Annotated in this window: 22 protein-coding genes; 9 read left to right on the plus strand and 13 right to left on the minus strand. The window is 70.9% G+C overall.

The annotated features are described in order from the left end of the window. Positions 1-23: 23 nt before the first annotated feature. Positions 24-2,075 carry a DNA gyrase/topoisomerase IV subunit B gene (locus tag ABFJ78_RS32755; protein WP_372669582.1) on the plus strand — a complete coding sequence of 684 codons (2,052 nt, stop codon included), beginning with the start codon at positions 24-26 and terminating at the stop codon, positions 2,073-2,075. Between the two features lie 27 nt (positions 2,076-2,102). Further along, a complete protein-coding gene (locus ABFJ78_RS32760) occupies positions 2,103-4,586 on the plus strand; it encodes a DNA gyrase/topoisomerase IV subunit A (RefSeq protein ID WP_436390593.1) in 2,484 nt (827 codons plus the stop codon). A gap of 50 nt (positions 4,587-4,636) precedes the next feature. Here the strand turns inward: ABFJ78_RS32760 and ABFJ78_RS32765 are convergent, their stop codons facing one another. The 3 genes from ABFJ78_RS32765 to ABFJ78_RS32775 all read right to left on the minus strand — a co-directional run bounded on the left by ABFJ78_RS32765 (position 4,637) and on the right by ABFJ78_RS32775 (position 9,130). Next, positions 4,637-5,944, minus strand: coding sequence for a glycoside hydrolase family 1 protein (locus tag ABFJ78_RS32765; RefSeq protein WP_436390595.1), 1,308 nt, complete (start codon positions 5,942-5,944; stop codon positions 4,637-4,639). A gap of 61 nt (positions 5,945-6,005) precedes the next feature. Continuing rightward, the gene (locus ABFJ78_RS32770) at positions 6,006-7,274 is read right to left on the minus strand and encodes an RICIN domain-containing protein (RefSeq protein WP_436390597.1); all 1,269 of its coding nucleotides are present in this window, start codon (positions 7,272-7,274) and stop codon (positions 6,006-6,008) included. 29 nt (positions 7,275-7,303) lie between these two features. Beyond that, complete coding sequence (locus ABFJ78_RS32775; RefSeq protein ID WP_436390599.1) at positions 7,304-9,130, minus strand: glycoside hydrolase family 3 protein; 1,827 nt, start codon at positions 9,128-9,130, stop codon at positions 7,304-7,306. Positions 9,131-9,317: 187 nt separating this feature from the next. On the opposite strand from ABFJ78_RS32775, the gene ABFJ78_RS32780 reads away from it, so the two are divergent. Both ABFJ78_RS32780 and ABFJ78_RS32785 read left to right on the plus strand, forming a co-directional pair. Then, a complete protein-coding gene (locus ABFJ78_RS32780) occupies positions 9,318-10,088 on the plus strand; it encodes a helix-turn-helix domain-containing protein (RefSeq protein ID WP_436390601.1) in 771 nt (256 codons plus the stop codon). 72 nt (positions 10,089-10,160) lie between these two features. Beyond that, positions 10,161-11,303: a 4-hydroxybenzoate 3-monooxygenase gene (locus ABFJ78_RS32785; RefSeq protein WP_436390603.1), complete on the plus strand. Its 1,143-nt coding sequence runs from the start codon at positions 10,161-10,163 to the stop codon at positions 11,301-11,303. Here ABFJ78_RS32785 and ABFJ78_RS32790 read toward each other — a convergent pair. The 6 genes from ABFJ78_RS32790 to ABFJ78_RS32815 form a co-directional block, all read right to left on the minus strand. Beyond that, entirely contained in the window at positions 11,300-11,797 is a 498-nt protein-coding gene (locus ABFJ78_RS32790) for a YbaB/EbfC family nucleoid-associated protein (RefSeq protein ID WP_436390605.1), read from the minus strand. The genes ABFJ78_RS32785 and ABFJ78_RS32790 overlap by 4 nt on opposite strands. A 6-nt stretch (positions 11,798-11,803) precedes the next feature. Then, the gene (locus ABFJ78_RS32795) at positions 11,804-12,184 is read right to left on the minus strand and encodes a YbaB/EbfC family nucleoid-associated protein (RefSeq protein ID WP_436390607.1); all 381 of its coding nucleotides are present in this window, start codon (positions 12,182-12,184) and stop codon (positions 11,804-11,806) included. Between the two features lie 3 nt (positions 12,185-12,187). After that, positions 12,188-13,318: an NlpC/P60 family protein gene (locus ABFJ78_RS32800; protein ID WP_436390609.1), complete on the minus strand. Its 1,131-nt coding sequence runs from the start codon at positions 13,316-13,318 to the stop codon at positions 12,188-12,190. Then, a complete protein-coding gene (locus ABFJ78_RS32805) occupies positions 13,315-13,662 on the minus strand; it encodes a hypothetical protein (protein WP_436390610.1) in 348 nt (115 codons plus the stop codon). Before ABFJ78_RS32805 ends, ABFJ78_RS32800 begins: the two co-directional genes overlap by 4 nt. Positions 13,663-13,831: 169 nt before the next feature. Further along, the gene (locus ABFJ78_RS32810; protein ID WP_436390612.1) at positions 13,832-14,569 is read right to left on the minus strand and encodes a DsbA family protein; all 738 of its coding nucleotides are present in this window, start codon (positions 14,567-14,569) and stop codon (positions 13,832-13,834) included. Positions 14,570-14,641: 72 nt separating this feature from the next. Further along, positions 14,642-15,148: a MauE/DoxX family redox-associated membrane protein gene (locus ABFJ78_RS32815; RefSeq protein ID WP_436390739.1), complete on the minus strand. Its 507-nt coding sequence runs from the start codon at positions 15,146-15,148 to the stop codon at positions 14,642-14,644. Positions 15,149-15,236: 88 nt separating this feature from the next. On the opposite strand from ABFJ78_RS32815, the gene ABFJ78_RS32820 reads away from it, so the two are divergent. From ABFJ78_RS32820 to ABFJ78_RS32835, 4 genes are all read left to right on the plus strand, one after another. Beyond that, positions 15,237-16,067, plus strand: coding sequence for a glutamate ABC transporter substrate-binding protein (locus ABFJ78_RS32820; protein WP_436390614.1), 831 nt, complete (start codon positions 15,237-15,239; stop codon positions 16,065-16,067). Further along, positions 16,064-18,448 (plus strand): ATP-dependent helicase HrpB, encoded by a 2,385-nt coding sequence (gene hrpB / locus ABFJ78_RS32825; RefSeq protein WP_436390616.1) that lies wholly within the window; start codon positions 16,064-16,066, stop codon positions 18,446-18,448. The genes ABFJ78_RS32820 and hrpB overlap by 4 nt, the downstream gene beginning before the upstream one ends. 70 nt (positions 18,449-18,518) lie before the next feature. Continuing rightward, positions 18,519-19,433 (plus strand): ATP-binding cassette domain-containing protein, encoded by a 915-nt coding sequence (locus ABFJ78_RS32830; protein ID WP_436390618.1) that lies wholly within the window; start codon positions 18,519-18,521, stop codon positions 19,431-19,433. Continuing rightward, complete coding sequence (locus tag ABFJ78_RS32835) at positions 19,430-20,215, plus strand: ABC transporter permease (protein WP_436390619.1); 786 nt, start codon at positions 19,430-19,432, stop codon at positions 20,213-20,215. Before ABFJ78_RS32830 ends, ABFJ78_RS32835 begins: the two co-directional genes overlap by 4 nt. A gap of 384 nt (positions 20,216-20,599) precedes the next feature. Here the strand turns inward: ABFJ78_RS32835 and ABFJ78_RS32840 are convergent, their stop codons facing one another. Next, positions 20,600-21,133, minus strand: coding sequence for a TetR/AcrR family transcriptional regulator (locus ABFJ78_RS32840; RefSeq protein WP_436390621.1), 534 nt, complete (start codon positions 21,131-21,133; stop codon positions 20,600-20,602). A gap of 32 nt (positions 21,134-21,165) precedes the next feature. Here ABFJ78_RS32840 and ABFJ78_RS32845 point away from each other — a divergent pair, with 32 nt between their 5' ends. Continuing rightward, positions 21,166-22,299 (plus strand): FAD-dependent monooxygenase, encoded by a 1,134-nt coding sequence (locus tag ABFJ78_RS32845; protein WP_436390623.1) that lies wholly within the window; start codon positions 21,166-21,168, stop codon positions 22,297-22,299. On the opposite strand, the gene ABFJ78_RS32850 is transcribed toward ABFJ78_RS32845, so the two are convergent. From ABFJ78_RS32850 to ABFJ78_RS32860, 3 genes are read right to left on the minus strand one after another with little or no spacing between them, the layout of a single operon-like run. Beyond that, complete coding sequence (locus ABFJ78_RS32850; RefSeq protein ID WP_436390625.1) at positions 22,244-22,918, minus strand: response regulator; 675 nt, start codon at positions 22,916-22,918, stop codon at positions 22,244-22,246. The genes ABFJ78_RS32845 and ABFJ78_RS32850 overlap by 56 nt on opposite strands. Further along, on the minus strand, positions 22,915-24,462 hold the full coding sequence (locus ABFJ78_RS32855) for a sensor histidine kinase (protein WP_436390627.1): 1,548 nt from the start codon (positions 24,460-24,462) through the stop codon (positions 22,915-22,917). Before ABFJ78_RS32855 ends, ABFJ78_RS32850 begins: the two co-directional genes overlap by 4 nt. A gap of 21 nt (positions 24,463-24,483) precedes the next feature. Continuing rightward, positions 24,484-25,209: a dienelactone hydrolase family protein gene (locus tag ABFJ78_RS32860; RefSeq protein WP_436390629.1), complete on the minus strand. Its 726-nt coding sequence runs from the start codon at positions 25,207-25,209 to the stop codon at positions 24,484-24,486. Between the last annotated feature and the right edge of the window lie 15 nt (positions 25,210-25,224).

The following is a 25,224-nucleotide window of genomic DNA, read 5'->3' on the forward strand; positions in this document are numbered from 1 at the left end:
CCACGATCCGGGAGAACGACCCTGTGACTGCCGAGACCTTGTACGGGGCCGACGACCTGACGCATCTCGAGGGTCTCGAAGCCGTCCGCAAACGCCCCGGGATGTACATCGGTTCCACCGACAGCCGGGGCATCAACCACCTCTTCTCCGAGGTGGTGGACAACTCGACGGACGAGGGTGTCGCCGGCCACGCGACGAAGATCGTCGTGACCCTGCACGCCGACGGCAGCGTCCAGGTGGACGACGACGGCCGCGGCATCCCGACCGGCACCCACGCCAAGTCCGGTTTGTCCGGCGTCGAACTGGTGCTGACGCGGCTGCACGCCGGCGGCAAGTTCGGCGGCTCCGGCTACAAGACCTCCGGTGGCCTGCACGGCGTCGGCGCTTCGGCGGTCAACGCGCTGTCGCACCGCTTCGACGTCACGGTGAAGCAGGACGGCAAGGTCCACCAGATGTCGTTCAAGCACGGCATCCCCGGCACCTTCGACGCGCCCGGCCCCAAGGCGAAGTTCACCCGCCGGTCCGGGCTGAACCTCGTCGGCAAGATGAAGCGCGGCGAGCGCAGCGGCACGTCGATCCGCTACTGGTACGACGCGCGCTACTTCGAGTCCGGCGCGGCGCTGGACGTCGAGGGCGTGCGGGCGAAGCTGCGCAACACCGCGTTCCTCGTCCCGGGTGTCACGTACGTGCTGCGCACGGCGATCGAAGACACCATCAACGAAGAGACGTTCCACTTCCCGAACGGCCTGGTCGACATGGTCGACTTCCTGACGCCGTCGGGCGAGAAGCCGGTCTGCGGCACGCTGCTGATCACCGGTGAGGGCACGTACAAGGAGAACGCGGCCGACGCCGCCGGCGTCATGCAGTCCAATGTGGAGCGCCACGCCGAGGTCGAGGTGGCGCTGCGCTGGGGCACCGGTTACGAGCGCACGGTCGAGTGCTTCACCAACACGATCCGCAACGTCCACGGCGGCACGCACCGCCGCGGCTTCGACCGCGCGGTCACGAAGGCGTTGCAGGAGGCCATCTCCAAGACCCGCGGGCTGCTCAAGCCCAAGGAGGACATGCCGACGATCGAGGACGTCCTCGAGGGCATGACCGCCGTCGTGCACGTCCGGCTGCCGGAGCCGCAGTTCACGTCGCAGACGAAGGACGAGCTGTCCACCGCCGGTATCACCCGGGTGCTGCAGGGCATCGTCGACAAGCACGTCAAGGCCTGGACCGAGGACCGCAAGACGAAGTCCGAAGCCAAGGTCGTGCTGCAGAAGGTGGTCGACGCCGCGCGCGTCCGGCTCACGCAGAAGCAGCAGAAGGACGCGGCGCGGCGCAAGACCGCGCTCGAAGGCGCGGCGATGCCGCCGAAGCTGGTCGACTGCCGCACCACCGGCGTCTCCCGCAGCGAGCTGTTCCTCGTCGAGGGCGACAGCGCGCTGGGGTCGGCCCGGATGGCGCGCGTGTCGGAGTACCAGGCGCTGCTGCCGCTGCGGGGCAAGATCCTGAACGTGCAGAAGGCGTCCTTGGGCGACACGCTGAAGAACGCCGAGATCGCGTCGATCGTGCAGGTCCTCGGCGCGGGCACCGGCCGCACGTTCGACCTCACGACGATGCGCTACGGCCGCGTCATCCTGATGGCGGACGCGGACGTCGACGGCTCGCACATCCGGACCCTGCTGATCACGCTGTTCGCGAAGTACATGCGCCCGGTGATCGAAGACGGCCGGCTGTACGCGGCGATGCCGCCGTTGCACAAGCTCGTCACGAAGGGCCGCAACCCGGAGACGCACTTCACGTACACGCAGCAGGAGATGGAAACCAAGTACGCCGAGCTGGAGCGGGCGGGCAAGAGCATCGTCACGCCGGTGCCGCGGTTCAAGGGCCTCGGCGAGATGGACGCCGACGAGCTGTGGGAAACCACGATGAACCCGGCCACCCGCTCGGTCCGCCGGATCACCATGGACGACGCCGAAGCGGCCGAGGGGGCGCTGGAGCTGCTGATGGGCGAGAAGGTCGAGCCCCGGCGGAACTGGCTGGTCGCCTCTTCGGACCGGATCGACCGCGACGCCATCGACGCTTAAATTTCGTAGCTACCAAGGAGTTCTGCCGTGGCACGCCGCAAGGGCACCACCACCAAGGTCGATCCCAGCGCGTTCGACTCCGCCGGGGCGCACGTCTTCGACAACTCGCTGAAGACCGAGATCGAAGACTCGTACCTGGAGTACGCGTATTCGGTCATCCACTCGCGCGCCCTGCCGGACGCGCGGGACGGGCTGAAGCCGGTGCACCGCCGGATCCTGTACTCGATGAACGAGAACGGCTACCGCCCGACGCACGCGTACGTGAAGTCGTCGCGCGTGGTCGGCGACGTGATGGGCAAGTACCACCCGCACGGTGACGTCGCGATCTACGACGCGATGGTGCGGCTGGCGCAGGACTTCTCGCTGAACGTCCCGCTGATCGATGGCCACGGCAACTTCGGTTCGCCGGACGACGGCCCCGCCGCCTCGCGGTACACCGAAGCCCGCATGTCGCCCGAGGCGATGCAGCTGGTCGGCGAGCTCGGCGAGGACACCGTCGACTTCCGGCCGAACTACGACGGCTCGCTCGAGGAGCCGTCCGTGCTGCCCGCGGCGTTCCCGAACCTGCTGGTCAACGGCACGTCCGGGATCGCGGTCGGGATGGCGACCAACATGATCCCGCACAACCTCGGCGAGGTCGTGGCGGCGGCGCGGTGGCTGATCACGCACCCGTCCGCGACGCTCGACAAGCTGATGGAGTTCGTGCCCGGCCCCGACCTGCCCACCGGCGGCAGCCTGCTGGGCCTCGACGAGGTCCGCCGGGCGTACGAGACGGGCCGCGGCGTGGTCCGGATGCGCGCGAACTGCGAGACCGGTCCGCTCGAAGGCAGCCGCGGCCGGCAGGCGATCACCGTCACCGAGCTGCCCTACGGCGTCGGGCCGGAGAAGGTGATCGAGAAGATCACCGACGAGGTCAACAAGTCCAAGCGGCTCACCGGCATCGCCGACGTCAAGGACCTCACCGACCGCGAGAACGGCACGCGGCTGGTCATCGAGTGCAAGGTCGGCGTCAACCCGCAGGCCCTGCTGGCCGACCTCTACCGGCTGACGCCGCTGGAGCAGTCGTTCGGCATCAACAACCTGGTGCTCGTCGACGGCCAGCCGCAGACGCTGGGCCTGAAGGAGCTGCTGGAAGTCTTCCTCCGGCACCGCTACGACGTCGTCACGCGGCGGACCAAGTACCGCCGCCGCAAGCGCGAAGAGCGGCTGCACCTGGTCGACGGCCTGCTGATCGCGCTGCTGAACATCGACAAGGTCATCAAGCTCATCCGCGAGAGCGAGAACGCGCAGGCCGCGAAGGACGGCTTGATGACGCGCTTCAAGCTGTCGGAGATCCAGGCGACGTACATCCTCGACACCCCGCTGCGCCGGCTCACGAAGTACGACCGGCTGGAGCTGGAGTCGGAGCAGGAGCGGCTGCGCGAGGAGATCGCGGAGCTGACGAAGATCCTCGACGACGACTCGGTGCTGAAGAAGCTGGTGTCGGCCGAGCTGGCGAAGATCGCGAAGGACTTCTCGACCGAGCGCCGCACGTCCCTGATCGACGGCGACCTGAAGGAGGTCCTGGCCGCGTCGAAGCCGTCGGGTCCCCTGGAGGTCGAAGACGACCCGTGCCAGGTGATCCTGTCGGCGACCGGCCTGGTGGCCCGCACGGCGGCGGAGTCCGAGGAGTCGACGGAGACGCGCCGCCGCAACGGCCGGGTGAAGCACGACGCCGTGGCGGCGGTGGTCCACACCACGGCGCGCGGCCAGGTCCTGCTGGTGACGAGCCGCGGCCGCGCGTTCAAGACGGACGTGCTCCCGTTGCCGGTGCTCCCGGAACAGGCGGGCACGGTCTCCCTGCGCGGCGGCATGGCGGCGCGCGAGCTGGTGCCGTTGGAGAAGGGCGAGACGGTCGTCGGCATCGCGCCGCTGGGCGAGCAGGCGGCGGGCTCCCCGGGCCTGGCGCTCGGCACGAAGGCCGGCGTCGTGAAGATCTGCTCGCCGGAGTGGCCGGTCCGCTCGGACGAGTTCGAAGTGATCTCCCTGAAGGACGGCGACGAGGTCGTCGGAGCAACGTGGCTGACGGACGGCTCGGAGACACTGGCGTTCGTGTCCTCGGAGGCGTCGCTGCTGAAGTACGCGGCATCGCTGGTCCGCCCCCAGGGCCTGAAGGGCGGCGGCATGGCGGGCATCAACGTCGGCGCGGGTTCGGTGGTCTTCTTCGGAGCGATCCGCACGGACGACGACGAGCACGGCGAGCCCCTGGTGATCACGTCCACGGGCCAGAGCGTGAAGGTGACACCGTTCAGCGAGTACCCGGCGAAAGGCCGGGCCACGGGCGGGGTTCGCGCCCAGCGGTTCCTCAAGGGCGAGACGGCGCTCCGAGTGGCCTGGATCGGCCCGCGCCCGGCAGGCGCGGCGAAGAACGGCGACCCGGTGGAGCTCCCGGAGATCGACGTCCGCAGGGACGGCTCAGGCCACGCCCACCCCGGCCCGGACGTGGTGGGCCACCTCATCGAGCGCGACTGACGTCGTGAGTGAGAAACAGTGTCAGAACACTGTTTCTCACTCACGACCCCTCAGCCCAGCGGGGCGACCGGACCCGGGTAGCGGGCCGGGTCGAGGCAGCTGCCGAGCCCGTCGACGACCGAGCAGAAGCCCGGCGGCCGCACCGGCGTGTAGCCGGCCGGGACGCCGTGGCCGGCGATCAGCTGCCGGTACGCCGCGACGGCGTCGGTCGGCCGCCGCGTCAGCGTTGCGTCCGAACTGGCGTCCACTGTGTACAGTCCGAACCGCGGCTGGTAGCTGCCCCACTCGTAGTTGTCGGTGAGGCTCCAGTAGTTGTAGCCGATGACGTTCATGCCGTCGGCCTTCGCGCGCTGCACCCAGTAGATGTGGTCGCGCAAGTGGTCCGAACGCGTGTAGCCGTCGGGGCGCGCGTTGCCGTTGTCGGTCGGCATCCCGTTCTCGACGACGTACAGCGGCAGGTTCGGGAACTTTCGCGCGTAGTAGCGCAGGGCGTAGTAGATCCCGTCCGGCTGCGGGGTCACCTTCCAGAACTCGCCGCTCGCCGCGTGGACGGCGCTGAGGTTGTCGAGGCTCGCGCCGTAGTAGTAGTCGACGCCGGCGAAGTCGAGCTTGTCCCGCACGCGGTCGAGGAACGACGCGTCGAGGATGCCCTGCGCCGCCGGGATGTAGGCGGTGTTGCTGGACACGAGCGCCCCCGGATCCAACGAGTGGATCAGGTCGTACGCCGCGCGGTGCACCGTCACCAGCCGGGTCTGCGCCCACGGCAGCTTCCAGCCGGCGAGCCCGCCGTTGGTGGTCTCGTTCTGCAGGTAGACGGTCGGCTCGTTGATCGTGATCCAGAGCGCGCCGAGCCCCTTGTACCGCTCGACGACGCGGCGGGCGTTGGCCAGCCAGGCGTCGACCGTGCGGTCGGAGTCCCAGCCGCCCTGGTCGGCGACCCAGCCCGGGTAGACCCAGTGGTCGAGGGTGATCATCGGCCGCATGCCCGCGGCGACGACGCGCCGGACGACGTCGTCGTAGTACGCGAGCTCCGCCTGGTCCACCTGGCCGGGCCGGGGTTCGATCCGCGCCCATTCGACGCTGAAGCGGAAGACGTTCACGCCGAGCTGCTTGGCGCGGTCGATGTCTTCGGCGTAGCGGTGCCGGAAGTCGACGGCGTCGCGGTAGGGCTCCTTGATCGACGACGTCTTCGCCTGCTCGTAGCGGCGCCAGTTGCTGTCGGGCGCCGAGCCCTCCGACTGGTAGCCCGAGGTGGCGACGCCCCAGAAGAACGCCGGCGAGGCGACCGCGGGACTCACCCCCGCGAACAGGCCCGCCAACAGGGCCAGGACGACGACGATCGCTCGGTTCCGGCGCACCACGGCACCCTCCTCAGCCAACGTGAAGATCATTCATGTTAGCTGAGGAGGCGCCGACCCGCTAGGCGACCTTGAACGACTGAGCGGCGCTGCCGTTGCAGGTTGCCTGGACCAGCTGGACGCTGTCCGCGGTGGAAGCGCCCGGCACGGTCAGGCACTTGCCGCTGTGGCGGGCGACGAAGTGGTAGTAGCCGCTGCCTTCCGACACCGGCTGCCACTGCTGGTTGGTCCCGCCGCCGTACGCCCACAGCTGCAGGCCGGCGTTGTCGGCCGTGGAAACGCCGGTCACGTCGATGACCTGGGCGGGGTTCGTGCGGTTGTTGATCCGGTCGTAGCCGCCGCTGGTCGCGGCGAACTGGTACTGCTGCGCGGTGGTGCCGTTGCAGGTGTACTGCTGGATGACGGTGCCGTTGGCGCTGGCCGCGGCGCGGGCGTCGACGCACTTGCCGCTCGCCTTGTTCGACACGGCGTACCACGCCGACGGGTCGATCGTGCCCGGGTCGGTCGGCGTGCTTGAACCGCCGCCGAGCCACTTCAGCCCGTCGAGCACGAACCGGTTCTGGTCGGCGCTCTCGAACGTCGACGACAGCGCGGTGTTCGTGTCGTAGTTCATCGCGTTGTGGCCGAAGTTGGCGTAGAGCATCTTGTAGTTCTTGTTCGTCCACGCGATCGGGTAGTACCCGCTGTACCAGGTCTGGTTCGGGTCGGTGCCGATCGGGAAGGTGGACTGGTCCATCGACGCCAGGATGGTGATGTTGCCGTTCTGGCGCAGGTCGTTCTGCCAGGCGTACCACTCCGACGTCGACGACTTGATCGTCGCCGGCAGGTTCACCGTCGAGGGGTGCGTGCGGTTCTCGATCTTCAGCGTCTCCGGCGTCGGGCCCCACGTGTTCGACGTGAACCGGCCGGTGCCGAGGAAGTCGTTGTGGAACCAGTTGGCGTACGACGGCGTCGAGCTGTCGTTGTACGCCGTGACGTGGAAGCCGAAGAACCCGCCGCCGTTCTGCATGTAGGCCTGGAAGCCCTGGAACTGCGCGGCCGACTGCGGCTGGTCGTCGAGGAACATGACGACATCCGCCGTGGACTTGGTCAGCGAAGTGAGCCGGTTCCAGTCGGTCGTCGAGGAGTAGGTGTAGCCGTTGGCCGCCGCCTGCTGGGCGAACCAGACGTTGGCCTCCTTCTCGAAGCTGATGTGCGCGGCGTCGTAGGTACCGCTGTAGAACGCGAGCACCTTGAACGGCGTCGCGGCCTGCACGGCGGGGCTGGCGAAACTCAGCCCCAGGCAGGCGGCGAAGAAGGCCAGGACTCTGACCAGGGGACGGCGGGGCATGCGATGTTCCTTCCGGTGGGGGACGGGGATCACCAGTGGCGCGAGTAGTGCAGGCCGTAGCCGAAGGGGAACAGCGCGGGCTTGCCGTCGCCGACGTTGATGGGCTGCTGGTCGGCGCTGCGCATCCACGTCACCGGCAGCTTTCCGGTCGGGTTGTAGTCGCCGAAGAGGACGTCGGCGACGCCTTGGCCCTCACTGCCCGGCAGCCACGATTCGACCAGCCCGGCCCAGTCCGGCAGCTGCGCCGCGATGTCCAGCGGCCGCCCGGACACGAGCACGACCACTGTCGGCACGCCGGAGTCCTTCAGCTTCTGCAGCGTGGCGAGGTCGGTAGCGTCCAGACCCATCCCTTGTGGACGGTCGCCCTTGCCTTCCGCGTACGGCGTCTCCCCCACGACGGCGACGGCGACGTCGTAGCTCTTGTCGATCCCGGTGCCGTCCTTGGCGTAGGTGACCTTCGAAGAGCTGCTTCGGATGCCCTGCAGGATCGTGGTGCCGGGGATGACCGGGCCGCTGGTGCCCTGCCAGCCGACCGTCCAGCCGCCGGACTGGTTGCCGATGTCGTCCGCGCTCTTGCCGGCCACGAAGATCTTGTCCCGCTTGGACAGTGGCAGCACATGGTTCTCGTTCTTCAGCAGCACCTGGGATTCGCGGACCGCCTGGCGCGCGAGGTCGCGGTGCTGCTTGCTGCCGATGGTGTTCAGGAACCGGCGGTCGGTCAGCGGGTGCTCGAACAGGCCCAGCTCGAACTTCTTGGTGAGGATCCGCTTGTTCGCGTCGTCGATCCGGGACATCGGCACCCGGCCTTCTTGGACGAGCGTGCGCAGCGTGTCGATGAACTTCTGCCACTCGTAGGGCACCATCACCATGTCGATGCCCGCGTTGATCGAGGCCTCGACCTCTTCGGGGGTGAACCCGGTCTTGCCGTCGATCTTGTCGACGCCGTTGTAGTCCGAGACGACGATGCCCTGGAAGCCGAGCTCCTTCTTGAGGACGTCGTTGATCAGGTAGGAGTTCGCGTGCAGCTTCACACTGTTCCAGCTGCTGTAGCTGATCATCACCGAGCCGACCTCGCGCTGGACGGCGGCCTTGAACGGCGGCAGGTGGATCTGGCGCAGCTCCTGCTCGCTGATCTCGGTGTTGCCTTCGTTGACGCCGCCGGTCGTGCCGCCGTCGCCGACGTAGTGCTTGGCCGTGGCCAGCACCGAGCCCGGCTGGTCCAGCCGGCGGCCCTGCAGGCCGGTGATGATCGACGTCATCTCGGTGGCCAGCTGCGGGACCTCGCCGAAGGACTCGTAGGTGCGGCCCCAGCGGTCGTTGCGGGCGACGCACAGGCAGGGCGCGAAGTCCCAGTCGATGCCGGTGCCGGAGACCTCTTCCGCGGTGGCGCGGCCGATGCGTTGCACGAGGTTCGGATCCCGCGTCGCGCCGAGGCCGATGTTGTGCGGGAAGACGGTGGCGCCGTAGAGGCCGTTGTGCCCGTGGACCGCGTCGACACCGTAGATGAGCGGGATGCCGAGCGGCGTGGCGAGGGCGGCCTTCTGGAAGCCGTCGTACATGTCGGCCCAGGTGACGGGCGTGTTCGGGGTGGGCTGCGAGCTACCGCCGGACAGCAGCGAGCCGAGCCGCCCGGTGGTGACGTCCTGGGGCGACTTCACGCCGAGGCGTTCGGCCTGCATCATCTGGCCGAGCTTGTCGTCGAGGGTCATCCGCGACATCAGGTCGGCCACGCGGACCTTCACCGGTCGCCAGGAATCCTGGTACACCGGGCCGTTCCCGGCGAGGGCGGGGGGTTCGGAAGCGAGCAGCAACCCCACCGCCAGCGCGCCGATGCCCAGTCTGCGTCCGAGACCCATCCGGGTCCTCCTCGTCGAGAGACCGAAATTCACGCCTTGAATTAAGACACAGGTTTTCGACGTTGGTCCAGACCTCTGCGCGAACTCGGTTTCCGCTCAGCGGGATCGTGGGTCCCGGCCGGGAACTGACACGGCGCGAACTCCACAGCGCAGCTGGCGTGACGGCACTCCGGTAGGCTGGCGGGTGATGCCGGAAACCCGCCACCTCACTCCCCCTGCCGGGAAAACGCCGGAAGGCAAAGGCTGGCTGCCGCACGGCTTCCACCTCGGCACCCACCGCCACACCGACGGCCAGCTGGTGTACGCGGCCGCCGGCGGCTTCGCCACGACCACCGCGCTCGGCACCTGGGTCGCGCCCGCCAACCGCGTCACCTGGACGCCGCCCGGGTTCGACCACTCCCACCGCTGCTACGGCCGCACCGACTTCCGGCTCGTCGTCATCCCGGCCGAGTCGTGCGGCGAGCTCGTGGCGCACCCCGGCGTGTTCTCGGTGAGTCCGCTCCTACGCGAAGCCCTTCTGGCGCTGACCGACCCGCGGGAGAGCCGGCCGGGCGCCCATCGCCGGCTGCGCGCGGTCGTGATCGACGAGCTCGCCGGGGCGCCCGAGCAGTCCCTGCACCTGCCCGAACCGCGCGACGACCGGCTGCGTGCCGTCACCGATCTCCTGCACGCCGACCCCGCGCGGCCCGAGACGCTGAGCGAGCTGGGCCGGACGGCCGGGGCGAGCGAACGCACCCTCAGCCGCCTGTTCCAGGCCGAGCTGGGCATGGGTTTCCTGCGCTGGCGCACCATCCTGCGCATCCACCACGCCCTGGTCCACCTGACCGAAGGCCGGTCGGTCCTCGACACGGCGATGGCGTGCGGGTGGTCCAACCCTTCGAGCTTCATCGAGGCGTTCACCGACGTCGTCGGCCAGACGCCGGGCCGGTACCAGGCCGAGCTGAACCGGCCGGGCTGACTTGGCGGGTTTCCGGTATCCGGTGTCGCCGCACCGGTTGGTGGCGGCCGCGCCCGGGTCCACAGTGGAGCCATGACCGAACACACCACCGTCGTCGTCATCGGGGCCGGGGTTGCCGGGCTCACCCTCGGGAACATCCTGCTGCGCAACGGAATCGACTGCGTCGTCTTGGAGAAGCACAGCCGCGCGTACGTCGAACAGCGGCAACGGGCCGGGACCATCGACAGCCGCGGCGTGCGCATGTTCCGCGAGTGGGGGCTCGAAGAGGTGCTGGCGACCGACGCCCCGACCGAGGTCGAGGGCGGCTTCTTCGTCGACGGCGAGGAACTGCCCATCGAGTTCGGCGACGACGACAGCGAAAGCGTCTTCCTGCCCCAGCAGGTCCTGGTCCGGAACCTCACGGACTTCTTCCTGCGCGCCGGCGGCGACCTCCGCTTCGAAGCCGACGACGTCACCCTGGAGAACCTCGACCGCCCCGTCGTGCGGTACGCGGACCAGGTCGTCACCGCCGACTTCATCGCCGGGTGCGACGGCGACCGCGGGGTCAGCCGGACGGCCGTCCCCGCCGGCGTCCTCACCCGGTATTCCCGCGAATACGGCTACGCCTGGCTGAGCGTCCTGGCCGAGGTGCCCGCGAACCCGTCGGGCATGGCGATCCATGCCCGTGGCCTGGCGGGGATGATCCCGCGCGGCCCGCACGCCAGCCGCGTCTACCTCCAGTGCGACCTCGACGACGGCCTCGAGCAGTGGCCGGACGAACGCGTCTGGAGCGAGCTGGGCGCCCGGTTCGGCCGGCCGGTCACGCCCGGGCGGATCGCCGACAAACGGCTGGTGCCGCTGCGGAACGTCGTCCACAGCCCGATGCACCACGGAAAGCTGTACCTGCTCGGGGACGCGGCGCACATCGTCCCGCCGATGAGCGCCAAGGGAATCCACCTCGCCCTCTTCGACACCGAGGTCTTCGCCCGCGGTGTCATCCGGCACGTCAAGGAGGACGACCCGAGCCTGCTCGACAGCTACTCGGAAACGTGCCTGCGCCACGTCTGGAACTACCAGGCCTTCGCGTCGTGGATCACCGACCTCATGCACGACGCCGGGGACGCTTCCCACGCCGGGGAGTTCCGCAAGCGGATCGCCCGCGCGGAGCTGGAGCGCCAGTTCACCTCGCCCGCCGCGAGCCGCCTGTTCGGCGAGTTCATGGCCGGGGAGAGCTAACGGTCCGAGCGCAGCGAAGCCGGGTCGAAGGACTCCCAGTACGCGTCTTCGTCCTCGGCGCTCGTCACCGGTCCGGGCGATTCCGCAGGCGCCGACCCGAGCCGCTCGGCCCGCAGCCGCTGGAACTCCTCGACCGTCATGCCCGGGTCGTCGTCCTCGGCGCGGGCCGGGGCCGGCATCCCGGTCATCTGCTCGATCAGGTACGTCATGTCTTCGCCCAGCAGCAACGCCACTTTGTTGTAGCCGTCCTGGGTCGCCTCGCGCATCGCCGCCTGGGCGATCTCCACGACCAGCGGCCCGAGCTGCTCGCCCAGGTTCACCGCCGACGGCGCCAGCCACAGCCGCAGCAGCTTGCCGCGGCCGTCGACCGTCGCCTCCACCTGGCCGTCCCGGTCGTGGGCGGTGCCGGTGGCGGACGCGAGCAGCTCGTCCACTTTGGACATCGCTTCTTCGCGGGCCCGGGCCTGGGAAATCAGGTCACGCGTCGAGATCACCGGTGCTCACCTTCCGTACGAGTAGGTGTCGGCGTCCGGGTCGTCGTCCGGGATCGGTTCGTAGCCGAGGACGTCCAGCTGCGACGCGTCCACCACCGGCGCCAGCGCGTGGTACATCTTGTCGCCCGCGCGGCGGGTCGCGCGCTGGGCCAGCTCGAGGATCTGGTCGGCGAGGACCGCCGACCCGTGCCGCAGCGCGGACCGGTGGATCGTCACGCCGGTCAGCAACCCGCCGGGCGCCACCTGGACCTCGATGGTGCTGTCCGAAGAGGACGCCTTGCCCACCACCGGACCCGAGCGCTCGAGCCGGGCCGAAACGTCGGCCTCCACGCGGTCCGCCTGCTCGGCGATCCGGGCGGCCGCCAGGTCCACGTCGAATTCAGCCACGACTCACCCCGTCGGCCGGTAGAAACCGATGAACGACTGTCCCGCGTTGGTGGTGCGGATCTTGCTGATCTGCACCGGGTCGCCGGCTTCGACCATCTGGCCGTCGCCGATCACCATCGCCACGTGCCCGGACCAGACGACGAGGTCCCCGGGCAGCAGCTGGTCGATCGAGGGCACCTCGGCCCCGACCGTCTGCTGCGCCGCCGTCCGCGGCAGCTGCAGGCCCGCGTCCTGGTAGGACGTCATGACCAGGCCGCTGCAGTCGAGACCGACACCGCGCGCGGTGCCACCCCAGACGTACGGCACACCGAGCTGCGAAAGCGCCGCGCGCACGGCCTTGGCCGCGGTCTCGTTCGGCGCCATGACCTGCTTGCCGCCGGGCAGGTTGATCGCCACGCCGGAGCCGGGCTGCGGCGGGATCGCGACCGGCAGCCGCGGCTTGTGGACGGCGCCGCCGCCCCCGCCCCCGCCGCCGCCTCCGCCGCCACCGCCGCCGGAATCGCCGCCCCCGGAGTAGCCGCTGTTGCTGTTGAAGGACGAGCCCACCTTCGTCGAGGACGCGCTGGACGTCGACGTCGACTGCTCGCCGCCGCCCAGCCGGGTGCCGATGTCGGTGAGCTGGTTGATGGTCTGCTCGCTGAAGGTCGCGGCCTGCCCGGTGAGCTGGCTGATCTTCGTCTGCAGCTTCATCAGGATGTCGCGCGACGCGGCGGCGCGGCTCTCCGGCGGCTGGATCGACTTCACCGCCGCCAGCGCCTTCATCGACGCCGAGATCTCCTTGATGATCTGGTCGCGGACCTGGTCGTTCTTGATCTCGCCGACGTGCAGGGTCTCGGCCGCGTCGGCGACGGCCTTCTCGATCTCGGCGCTCTCGTCGAGGAGGTCCTGGACCTCCTGCTCGAGGCTCTTCGACGTCGCGGTGGCGCGGTCGGTCGTCGAGCCGGAGCTGGCCGACGCGAGGTTGACGCGCTGGTCGGACGCGTGGTCCCGGGTCTGCCCCACCGACGTCTGCAGCGCGTAGTGCGCGTCCCGCGCGCCGCTGATCGCGACGGGGTCGTGCCGCAGCTTCTGCGCGAACTGGTTGGTGGGTTCCAGGCTGTGCCGGACGAGCTGGTCGGTGTGGTGCTCGGTCACGCGCGGTCCCCGAGGTCGGTGCCGAGTCTGCGCACGACGTCGCCGTGGTCGGCCTCGACGGCCGAGTAGTTGCGGTCGGTCTGCCGGGCGGCCTCGCCGACCTGCCGCCAGCCGCCGCCGACGCGGTGCATCTTCTCCTGCAGCGCGCGCATCCGGCCGCTGTAGGCGCCGGAGAAGCCGGACTCGCCGCCCATCTCGGAGAAGCCGTGGCCGCCGAGCGTCACGTGCGGGCCGACGTGCTTGTCCGCCGCGCCCTTGACGTCGTCGCCGAGCGGGTCGACTTCGCGCGCGTACCGCGCGTAGGCGCCCTCATCGACGTGAAACCCCTGATGCGAACCGTCCACTGGCCCTCCCTGTCACCGGGGGTGCGACGTGCGCGCGCGACCCCCGGTTCCCCTGTGACATCCGGGCTTCGCCCGGGCCGGGGGCTCCGCCACCCGGACCCCCCGAAAGAAATGGTGCGGGAACCAGCCTAGTCCACGGTCCGTACCCGGGTGGGCGAATTGCCCGGACTCAGCCGGTGACCTTCGAGAGCCAGCCCGGGTCCTGCCAGTTGACGATCGCGCCGTTCGCGGTGACGGTCGGCGTGCCGAAGCCGCTCTGCCCGTTGCCGAAGTCCTGCGCCAGCTTCGGGTCGGTCTCGATCTGCTGGAACGCGGTGTTGAGCTGCTGGTCGTACGTGCCCGCGTTGACCGTCTGGGCGAACGCGGGGTCGGTGATCCCGACGTCCTGGCCGAGCTTGATCAGCTGCGCCTTGTCGTAGCCGCGCTTGCCCTCCTCGGGCTGGTTCGCGAACAGCGAGTCGTGGAACTGGAGGAACTTGCCGGCGTCGGCCGCGGCCAGCGCCGCGTTCGCCGAATCGAGCGAGTAGCCGGGCGGGTCCGAGCGGTCGTTGAGCAGCGGCACCATGTGGTAGCGCACCTGCAGCTTGCCGTCGTTGATCGCCTGCTCGACGTCGGTCTTGTAGGTCTTCTCGAACTGGCCGCAGATCGGGCAGAGGAAGTCGGCGTAGACGTCGATCGAGGCCTTCGCGCCCGCCTTGCCGACGGTGACGACGACGCCGTCGCGCTTCTGCGTGACGTCGCCGGCCAGCGACGTCCCGCCGGGGGTGATCGTCTGGCCCTCGGTCTTGTTCTTGTCCGAGATCGTCCAGATCACGCCGCCGATGACCAGCGCGGCCACGACGACCACGGCGGCGATCCCGATGATCCACTTCCGCTTGTCGGCCGACGCGCCCCTGGCCTGGGCCACCGCCTTCGCTCCCCCGGCCTGTGCGGCCTGACGACGCTTCCGAGCGGTCCGCTCAGCTCCACCCACTGTGTATCAGTTCCCTTCCGCGATACCCGAGTAGTCGTGCCCGGGCTCGGTGGAGTTCCCGCGACCCCGCGCGAGCCAGCCGTCGACCGACAGCCACGTGCGCGGGCGCGCCAGCAGCCAGACGGCCAGCAGCGCGAAGCCGGAGTCGCGGAGGATCTCCTGCGGGTACTCGGTCTGCCCCGCCGCCACCTGGCCGCCGCCGCCGAAGCACCCGCAGTCGATGCTCAGCCCGCGCGCCCACGACTGGGCGATCCCGGCGATGAGCACGACGAGCAGCACCAGCGCGGCGCCGGCGACCCAGCGGGTCGCGAGGCCGGCGAGCAGGAACAGCCCGAGCACGAGTTCGACGAGCGGCAGCGCGATGGCCACCACGTTGGCGAGTGCGTCCGGCAGCACTTGGTACGCCTTCACGGCGATCAGCGTCTGCCCCGGATCCGCCAGCTTGAGCGCACCGGAAACGAGCCAGACGGCCGCCAGCCCGAGCCGGGCGAGCGTGCCGACGGCGTCCAGCACGGGTTGGGACGGTCGCACCACGCACTTAGGCTAACGGGAGGACCTGAGAACTTCGTGAGGGCACGGCGGTGGTGGAGGGAGCGGCGGAATGCGGTGGCGCACGCTCCTCGCTTCGGCGTTGCTGCTGGTCACGGCGGCGGCGTGCGGGCCGGGGAAGGTCTCGCCGACCGACTCGCTGGTGACCCGCGCCAGTGCCACGGATCACCTGACCATCGGCATCCGGTTCGACGCGCCGGGGCTTTCCGAGCGCACCGTGGACGGCCGGTTCGTCGGGTTCGACGTCGACGTCGCGACTTTCGTCGCATCGGAACTGGGTGTCGCCGCGAAGGACATCACGTGGCGCGAGACAACGTCGGCGACACGCGAAACGGACCTCACCTCCGGCGCGGTCGACCTGGTCGTCGCGACGTATTCGATCACCGACAAGCGCAAGCAGCAGGTGGCGTTCGCCGGGCCGTACTTCACCACCGGGCAGGACCTGCTGGTGCGGCGCACGTCCCCGGACATCACCGGCCCGGAGACGCTCAACGGGCGGCGGCTGTGCTCGGTCACCGGCTCGACGCCCGCGGAGCAGGTGCGCGACCGGTTCGCCCAGGCCGTGCAGCTGGTCGAGTACCCGCGCTACCCGGACTGCGTGACGGCGCTGCTCGCCGGCCAGATCGACGCGGTGACCACCGACGGGGTGATCCTCGCGGGGTACGTCACGCGCGATCCGGAGCTGCTGAAGGTCGTCGGGAAGCCGTTTTCGAAGGAGAGCTACGGCGTGGGCCTGCGCAAGGGCGACAGCCAGGGCGTGAACGCGGTCGACGACGCGATCCGCAAGATGATCTCCTCCGGCGAATGGCTGCGCTCGCTGAACGCGAACATCGGGCCGTCCGGATACCAGCTGCCGGCTCCCCCCGAGGTCACCGAGAAGTGAAGCTGCCCGACCTGCCCGTGCGCGCGGTCCTGCCCGAGGTCCTTTCGGCGCTGGACGCCCACGGCACCGCCGTGCTCGTCGCCCCGCCGGGGACGGGGAAGACGACGCTGGTGCCGCTGGCGCTGGCTTCGGCGGGGTCCGGCCGGGTCGTGGTCGCCGAGCCGCGGCGTCTGGCCGCGCGAGCCGCCGCGGCGCGGATGGCCGCGATCCTGGGCGAACCGGTCGGCGAGACGGTGGGCTACGCGGTGCGCGGCGACCGGAAGGTGTCGGCGCGGACCCGCGTCGAGGTCGTGACGTCGGGGCTGCTGGTGCGGCGCGTCCAGGGCGACCCGGAGCTGCCCGGGGTGTCGACGGTGCTGCTGGACGAGTGCCACGAGCGGCACCTGGACGCGGACCTGCTCTTGGCGCTGCTCCTGGACGTCCGCGCCGGGCTGCGCGACGACCTGCGCCTGCTGGCGACGTCGGCGACGGTGGCTTCGGGCCGGCTTGCCACACTTTTGGGTGAAGCTCCGGTGGTCACGGCGACGGCGCCGACGTACCCGGTGTCGTTCTCGTACGTCCCGCCGGCGCGGGGTGAGCGCGTCGAGGCGTGCGTCGCGCGTGCGGTGCGGACGGCACTGTCCTCCGGGGACGGTGACGTGCTCGCCTTTCTTCCGGGAGCGGGTGAGATCGCGCGGACGTCGGGGTTGCTGCGGTTGTCCGAATTGGACACTGTGGACGTCCTCCCGCTGCACGGCCGGCTTTCGGCGGCCCACCAGGACGAGGCGCTGCGGCCGCGAGACCGGCGGCGCGTGGTGCTGGCGACGGCGGTGGCGGAGTCGAGCCTGACGGTGCCGGGCGTGCGCGCGGTCGTGGACTCGGGGCTGGCGCGGGTGCCGCGGGTGGACCACCGGCGCGGCCTGCCCGGCCTGGCGACGGTGCGGGTCTCCGCGGCGGTGGCGACCCAGCGGTCCGGTCGTGCGGGGCGCGAGGGGCCGGGGCGGGCGTACCGCTGCTGGGCATCGCATGAGCAGGCGTTGCTGCCGGCGTACCCGGAGCCGGAGATCCGGACGGCCGAGCTGGCGCGGCTGGCGCTGGAACTGGCGTGCTGGTCGACGCCGGACGGGAGCGGGCTCGCCTGGTGGGACCCGCCGGGCGAGGGCGCGCTGGCGGCGGGCCGGGCGTTGCTGGAGACGTTGGGCGCGACTGCGGACGGTGTGGTCACCGCGCGTGGGCGCCGGATGGCGGAGCTGGGGCTGCACCCGCGGCTGGCGCGGGCGTTGCTGGACGGCGCTTCGGAGGTCGGCGCCCGCGCGGCGGCCGAGGTGGTGGCGCTGCTGGACGCGGGGGCGACGCTGACGGACGTGGACGCCGAGTTGCGGAGGCTGCGCTCGGCGAGCGACGAACCCGCGCGCCGCTGGAAGCGCGAAGTCCAACGCCTTTCGAAGCTGGTGACCGGAGAAGGAAAGCCGGATCCCGCACTCGTCGTCGCCCTCGCGCATCCCGAGCGGCTCGCGCGGCGGCGAACCGGCACCACCTCCGTCTACCTCATGGCCGGCGGTACCGCCGCCGAACTCCCGCCCCGCAGCGGACTCGACTCCGAGTGGCTGGCCGTCGCCGAAGCCACCCGGGATCCCGGGCGCGTCCACGGCACCATCCGGCTCGCCGCGGCCGCCGACGAACGCCTCGCCACCCGCGTCACCCCCGTGTCCGAAGTGGACGAAGTCACCTGGGACGGCGATGTCGTCGCCCGTCGCGTCCGCAAGCTCGGCGCCATCACCCTCTCCGAACGCCCCCTTCGCGACGCGGACGTCCACGACGCCCTCGTCACCGGCCTCCGCGAGAACGGCCTCGGCCTCCTCAAGTGGAGCCAGGACGCGACGAGGCTCCGCGAGCGCATGGCCTTCCTCCACCGCGTCGTCGGCGCCCCTTGGCCGGCCGTCGACGACGCGACTCTCCTGTCCGATGTGGACAAGTGGCTGGACCTGACGAGCGCCCGTCGCAAAGCCGACCTCGCGAACATCAACGCGGGCACCGCGCTCAAAGCCCTCCTCCCCTGGCCGGAAGCGTCCAAACTGGACGAACTCGCCCCGGACCGGCTGGAAGTCCCGTCCGGCTCGCACATCCGCGTCGACTACCACGGCGACCAGCCGGTCCTCGCCGTCAAGCTGCAGGAAACCTTCGGCTGGACCGAAACCCCCACCGTCGCCGGCGTGCCGGTCGTCCTGCACCTGCTCTCGCCCGCCGGCCGCCCGGCCGCGATCACCGCGGACCTCGGGTCGTTCTGGACCACCGGCTACCCGTCCGTGCGCGCCGACCTGCGCGGCCGGTACCCGAAGCACCCCTGGCCCGAGGACCCGGCCGGCGCCGTCCCGACCCGGCACACACGCCGCCGGACCTGACGAAAGTCGGGGGCCGGTCCCGACCGTCGGCCGATGCCCGCGCACCCCCGCGGGCCGCAGACTCCGAGGCATGATCACACTCAGGGGACTGACGAAACGCTATGGGGAGAAGACCGTCGTCGACGCGCTGACCTGCGATGTCGCCGCGGGGCAGGTGACCGGGTTCCTCGGCCCGAACGGCGCGGGCAAGTCGACGACCATGCGGATGACCGTCGGGCTCGACCACCCGCAGGAAGGCGAGGTCCTGGTCGGCGGCCGGCGCTACGCCGAGCTGCGGCACCCGCTGCGCGAGGTCGGCGCGCTGCTCGACGCGAAGGCGCTGCACCCCGGGCGCAGCGCCGGCAAGCACCTCACGGCCATGGCGCGCAGCAACGGCATCCCGGTGAGCCGCGTCGAGGAGGTGCTGGCGACCGTCGGGCTTTCGGACGTCGCGGGCAAGCGGGCCGGGCAGTTCTCGCTCGGCATGGGACAGCGCCTCGGCATCGCCGGCGCGCTGCTCGGCGACCCGGGCACGCTGCTGTTCGACGAGCCGGTCAACGGCCTCGACCCGGACGGCGTCCGCTGGGTCCGGCAGCTGATGCGCTCGCTGGCCGCCGAAGGGCGCACGGTGTTCGTCTCCAGCCACCTGATGAGCGAGATGCAGCTGACGGCCGACCACCTCATCGTGATCGGCAAGGGCAAGCTGCTGGCCGACGCGCCGGTCGCGGAGTTCATCGCGGGCAACTCCCGCACAACGGTCTCGGTCCGCGTCCCGGCCGACGCCGAACGCTCCGCATTGCACGCGCGGTTGCGCGCCGAAGGCGGCCTGACGCACCCCGGCGAGCCGGACGAGCTGGTGGTGGACGGCCTCGACGTCACCCGAGTCGGCGACCTGGTGCACGAACTGGGCATCCGGGTGCACGGGCTGACCGAGCGGACGGCGTCGCTCGAGCAGGCGTACATGGAATTGACGGCTTCTTCGGTGGAATACGGGGTGTCGGCATGACGACGACGGAAGTACGCGGCGGCGGTCTTCCGGGCGCGGTGGCGTCGGAGTGGACGAAGTTCTGGTCGGTCCGGGCAACGTGGTGGTCCTTGGCGGGCGCGGCGGCGCTGATGCTGGGCTACAGCACGCTGTCGGCGATGGCCCAGCGCTACGACGGCGACCAGCCGCTGGGCAGCCACACGATCGCGATCGGCGGCGGGTTCTACCTGGCCCAGTTCGCGGTGATCGCGCTGGCGACGCTGTTCGTGACGAGCGAGTACGCGGGCGGAGGAATCCGCTCGACACTGTTGTGGACCCCGGTGCGCCCGTCGGTCGCCCTCGCGAAGGCGGCGGTGATCTTGCCAGTGCTGTTCGTCTCGGGAGTGGTTTTGTCGTGCGCGGCAATGGGTCTGGCGGGGGTGGTGAAGAACGGCCACGGCCTGCCGACGACCTTCTCGGCCGGCTTCACGACGGCGATCGGAATGGGCGGCTACTTCGCGTTCCTGGGCGTGTTGTGCACGGGCATCGGCTGGGCATTGCGAAGCGCGGCGGGGACGTTGGTGTCGGTGATCGTGCTGCTGGTGCCGGTGCCGCTGATCGTGGGTTCGCTGGGGCTGGCGGAGCTGGTGCCGTACTTCCCGGGAATCGCGGGGGTGAACGCGATGGTGGAGTCCGGACAGCCGAACCCGGTGACGCAGTCGGTGGCACCGTACGCGCCTTGGGTGGGCTTGCTGATCTGCGCGGTTTGGGCGGCGGTGGCGCTGGCAGTGGGCGCGGGGGTGCTGCGCCGCCGGGACGCCTGAGGTCCGGCGGCACCTCGCTGCCAGTGCGGTCCTAGCCGGGGCGCTCGCCGCCGGAGCGGTCCTTGCCAGGGCGATCGCTGCCAGAGCGACCCCGGCCGGAACGATCCCTGCCTGAGCGGTCCTTGCCAGAGCGACCCCGGCCGGAACGATCCCTGCCTGAGCGGTCCTTGCCAGAGCGACCCCGGCCGGAACGATCCCTGCCGGAGCGGTCTTGCCAGGGCGGTTTACCGCTCCGGCGCGGACAGCCCACCCGGCCGCGACGGCCCGCCCTCCCTGGGGGCTGCCCCCGTTTCCAGCGTATCCGGGCCCCCCGACAAAACCCCGCGAAAAGCGCGCGCCGACGCCCGGTTGTCCACATCCGCTCGCCCCTGTGGACAACCGGGCTCAGCCCACGCCGATCCCCGCCAGGATCTCCCGCGCACTCGCCAGCAGCGACTCCCGCGACGGCGCCGCCGACGCCCCCGCCAGCGCCCCGAAAATCGTCCCCTCCATCCAGTCCACCACCAGCGCCGCGTGCCGGGCGGGGTCGGCCGAGCCCGCCGCCGCCAGCGCCTCGGTGGCCAGGCGCCGGATCAGCGCCCCGCCCGAGTCGTACTGCTCCCGCAACTCGGGACGCCGAGTCGCCTCCAACGCGAACTCGTACCGCGCCAGCATCCGGGCCCGGCCCGCGCCGAGAGCCTCGGACACGTACGCAGCGATCGACTCCGCCAGCCCTCCCGACGAAGAAGAGACCTGGTCCAATTCGAGGATCCGCGCGAAAGTCAAAGACAACAACGCTGCCCGTGTGCGCGCGTAGTACGACGTCGACCCCGCCGGCAACCCCGCCGCCCGGTCGACCGCCCGGTGGGTCAGTCCACGCATGCCCGATTCGGCGATCACCTCGATCGCCGCGTCGCCGATCGCCTGAACTCGCTCCACGGATCACACTCTACAGGTGTAGAGTCTGTCTCATGCACGCAGTCGTAGTCGGCGGGGGTATCGGGGGCCTGAGCGCGGCCGCCGGGCTGCACCGGATCGGGTGGACCGTCACCGTTCTCGAACAAGCCGAGGAGTTCGGTGACGTCGGCGCCGGCATCTCGCTCTGGCCGAACGCCCTGCGCTGCCTCGACGAACTCGGCGTCGACCTCGGAGACCACCTCGCTCCGCAGCGGGAAGGCGGGTTCCGGAACAAGAACGGCCGGTGGGTCACCCGCTTCGACGCCGCCGCCTTCGAACGCCTCCACGGCCGTCCGCTCGGAGCCATCCACCGGAAGGACCTGATCGCCGCGCTGAAGAACGCCGTCCCGGCCGAAAGCCTGAAGACCGGCGCCGAAGTCACCGAAGTCCACGAAGACGGGCGAGTCCGCTTCACCGGCGGAGAACTCCAAGCCGACCTCGTCGTCGCCGCCGACGGCATCCACAGCGCCGTCCGCCGCGCGCTCTTCCCGGACCACCCCGCGCCGGTCTACTCCGGCAGCACGGCGTTCCGCGGCGTCACGAAGTTCCCCGGCGCCCGGCTCGGCACCAGCTTCGACCGCGGCACCGAGATCGGCGTCCTCCCGCTGACCGGCGACGACGTCTACTGGTTCGTCTCCTACGCCACGGAACCCGGCAGCCCACCGGACGACCTCCGGAGCAAGGTCGAGACCTGGCACGACCCCATCCCGGCCCTGGTCGACGCCACACCAAGAGAAGCCGTGCTGCACCACGACCTCTACTACCTGGCCACGCCGCTCAAGACGTACGTGAGAGGCCGGATAGCCCTGCTCGGCGACGCCGCCCACGCCATGCCGCCGTTCCTCGGCCAGGGCGGCTGCCAGGCCATCGAAGACGCGACCGTCCTGGCGTACGAACTATCCACAAAGGACACAAAACAGGCACTCCATGCCTACGACGAACAACGACGGCCGCGCAGCCAGAAGGTCGTCCGCGAGTCGGTCCGGATGGGCAAACTCACGTCGCAGCTGGCCAACCCGGTCGCCATCAGGATCCGCACCGCCCTGCTGAAGGCTCTCCCGGCGAAAGCGACGGTCTACATAGGACGCGAGATCACGGGGTGGCGGCCTCCGCGTCTCCCCCGACCAGTCCCGCCTCGTACGCCGTGATCGCCGCCTGCACCCGGTTCTTCGCCCCGAGCCGGGTCAGGATCGTGCTCACGTGCGCCTTCACCGTGCCCTCGACGACGAACATCTTCGCCGCGATGTCCGCATTGGACAGTCCGGAACCCAGCAGTGTCAGCACTTCCCGCTCGCGTGGCGTCAGCAGGTCGAGCTTCGACCGCGCCGCCGCGGCCCGGGTCAGCCGGCCGCCCGACAGCCGCGCGATCACCCGCTGAGCCACCTTCGGCGAGAGGAACGCCGCGCCGTCGGCGACGGCGTGGATGCCGGCCAGGAGCTCACGCGGGTCACCCGACTTCAGCAGGAACCCGCCCGCGCCGAGCCCCAGAGCGCGCTCGATGTACTCGTCTTCGCCGAACGTCGTGAGCATGATGACGCCGGTCGACGGCAGCAGCCGCCGGATCTCGGCGGCCGCGCCCAGCCCGTCCAGCCCGGGCATCCGGATGTCGAGCAGCACAACGTCCGGATGGGTGGCGAGCGCCTGGGCCACCGCCGACCGCCCGTCGGCGGCTTCGGCGACGACCTCGATCCCCGGGTCCGCGCCGAGGATCGCCGCCACCCCCGCCCGCATCATCGCCTCGTCGTCGGCCAGTACGACCCTGATCACGATCCCCCCTCGGCGAACCAGTCCTTCGAAACCAGCTTGCCATCGGCGAAACACAGCCGGTAGGCAGCGTAGTCGTCGTTCAGGAACGACCGCCCGGCGCCGTAGTACTCGCAACGAGCACCCGGCGGCGTAGCCGGCTCCCCGCGCGTCGGACGGGCGACGCGCTGGCGTTCCGGCAGCGCCAGCTCGCCGCGCGCCTGCCCGAGCCGCATGCCGTCGTAGGCCGCGGCGGGCAGTTCCGAGGTGTTCCACTGGTAGAGGAACGCGATCCCGCCGATCGCGAGGACCAGCCCGAACAGCGCCAGCGGGATGGCGACGGCCAGCACCAGGCTGCGCCGGACGTCGCGGCGGGCCAGCTCCAGCGCCCGCGCGGACGTCGAGTCGCTCGCCACCTCCGGCGTCTCCTCGGCCGGCTCGGCGTCGTGCGGCAGCGTCGCGGTGACAGCGAACCCGCCGTCGTGCGGCTCCGCCCGGAGGGTCCCGCCGACGAGCCGGACCCGCTCGCGCAGCCCGATCAGCCCCACGTGCCCGGACGCGGCCCCCGGCAACGGCCCGGCGGGCGGCCGCGCGTTCACGACCTCCACGAGGGTCTCGGCGCCGGAACTCAGGACGCGCACGGTCACCGCGGCTCCCGGCGCGTGCTTCGCCACGTTCGTCAAGGCTTCCTGCACCACGCGGTAGGCGGCCCGCGCCACCATCGGCGGGGCCGCCGAGGTGTCCACAGTGGAGTCGATGCACAGCCCGGACGCCTGCGCCCGGGCGATCAGCTCACCGAGGTCGCCCTGCACCGGCTCGACCGGCGCGGCGTCCTCCCGCAGCACGCCGATGATCTCGCGCAGCCGTTCGGTCGCGGCCGCGGCGCTGGTCCGCAGCTGGGCGGCCGCGTCGCGCTGGGCGTCGTCGAGGCCGCCGGCGACCTCCAGGGCCGCCGCGCGGACCGCGATCAGGCTGAGCTCGTGGCCCAGCGAGTCGTGCATGTCGCTGGCGATCCGCGCGCGTTCACGCAGCCGGGCCTGGTCGGCGACCAGCCGCTGCCTGCTTTCCATCTCCTCGGCGCGCCGCCAGCCCGTGCGGGCCAGGTCGCCGCGCAGCCGGACGTACCGGCCGAGCAGCCACGGCGACAGCCCGGCGAACACGAGGATCGCGACCATCGCGGCCCAGTCGCCGACGCCGTCGGGGCCGACGACCAGCGCCAGGGGCAGGCCGAGCACCACGACGGCGGCGCCGATCAGCAGGCCCGTGCGGGGCCGGTCCATCCGCAGCGCGGCCTGGTAGCACATCGCCACCAGCACGAACACCACCCAGACGGGCACGCGGTCGCGGTACGGGAACGGCACGGCGAGGGCCCCGGCCAGCGCGATGCCGAGCGAGACGGCGGGGTGGCGCCGGGCCGTCGCGACCGACCCGGCGACGACGGCGAGACCGCCCGCCAGCTCCCAGTACGACCGCGAACCGACGGTGTCCGTGGCGACGATGAACGCCAGGAACAGCCCGAGCAGCACGTCGAGCACCACGCGCCACCTGCGCTTCGTCACCTCTCGCACGGGTTCGAAGCTACAAGGACGTCAGCGGGCCGGACCACTGCCGAAAGTCAAGGTGTCGACGAAGGCGAGGGTCTGCGGCCAGGACAGGGCGAACGCCTCGGCGTTGACGCCCGCGCCGTGCCGCGCGGAGTCGCTGAAACCGTGCTCGGCGCCCGGGAAGTGCTGGGTGAAGGTCGCGCCCCGCGCCCGGGACTGCAGCGCGGACTGGAGCAGGTCGAACGTCTCGTGCGAGACGACGGAGTCGGCCTCCGGGTAGGCGACGAGCACCGGCGCCGTGATCCGGGTCGACAAATCGACCGTGTCCAGCTCGTGGTTCGGCGGCGCCGGATCGCGGACCGTCGGGTGGTAGGCGACGACCCCGGAAAGCCGCTGGTCACGGGCGGCGAGCAGGAGCGCGAACCGGCCGCCGAGACACCAGCCCATGACCCCGGCGGAGGTGCAGCCGAGGTCGCCGAGCAGGTGGTCGAGCAACGCCGTCTGCTCCGCCAGCGCGGCCTCGTCGCGCAGCTCGCCCAGCTTCGCGCCGAGGTCCTCGCGGGAGGTGTTGTCGGTGCTCGCGCCGTGGAAGACGTCCCAGGTCAGCGCGGTGATCCCCCGGCCGGCCAGCTCGTCGGCCCAGGCACGGACCTGCACGCCGATGCCGGTGATCATCGGCAGGAGCAGCATCCCGCGTGCGGAGCCACCGTCCGGGCGGGCCAGGTACGCGGAGAGGTCGCCGACACGGACGGTGGACGTCTCGATGGTCATGTCCCGCATGATGCA

The organism is Amycolatopsis sp. MEPSY49 (assembly GCF_051337345.1).
Lineage (GTDB): Bacteria > Actinomycetota > Actinomycetes > Mycobacteriales > Pseudonocardiaceae > Amycolatopsis.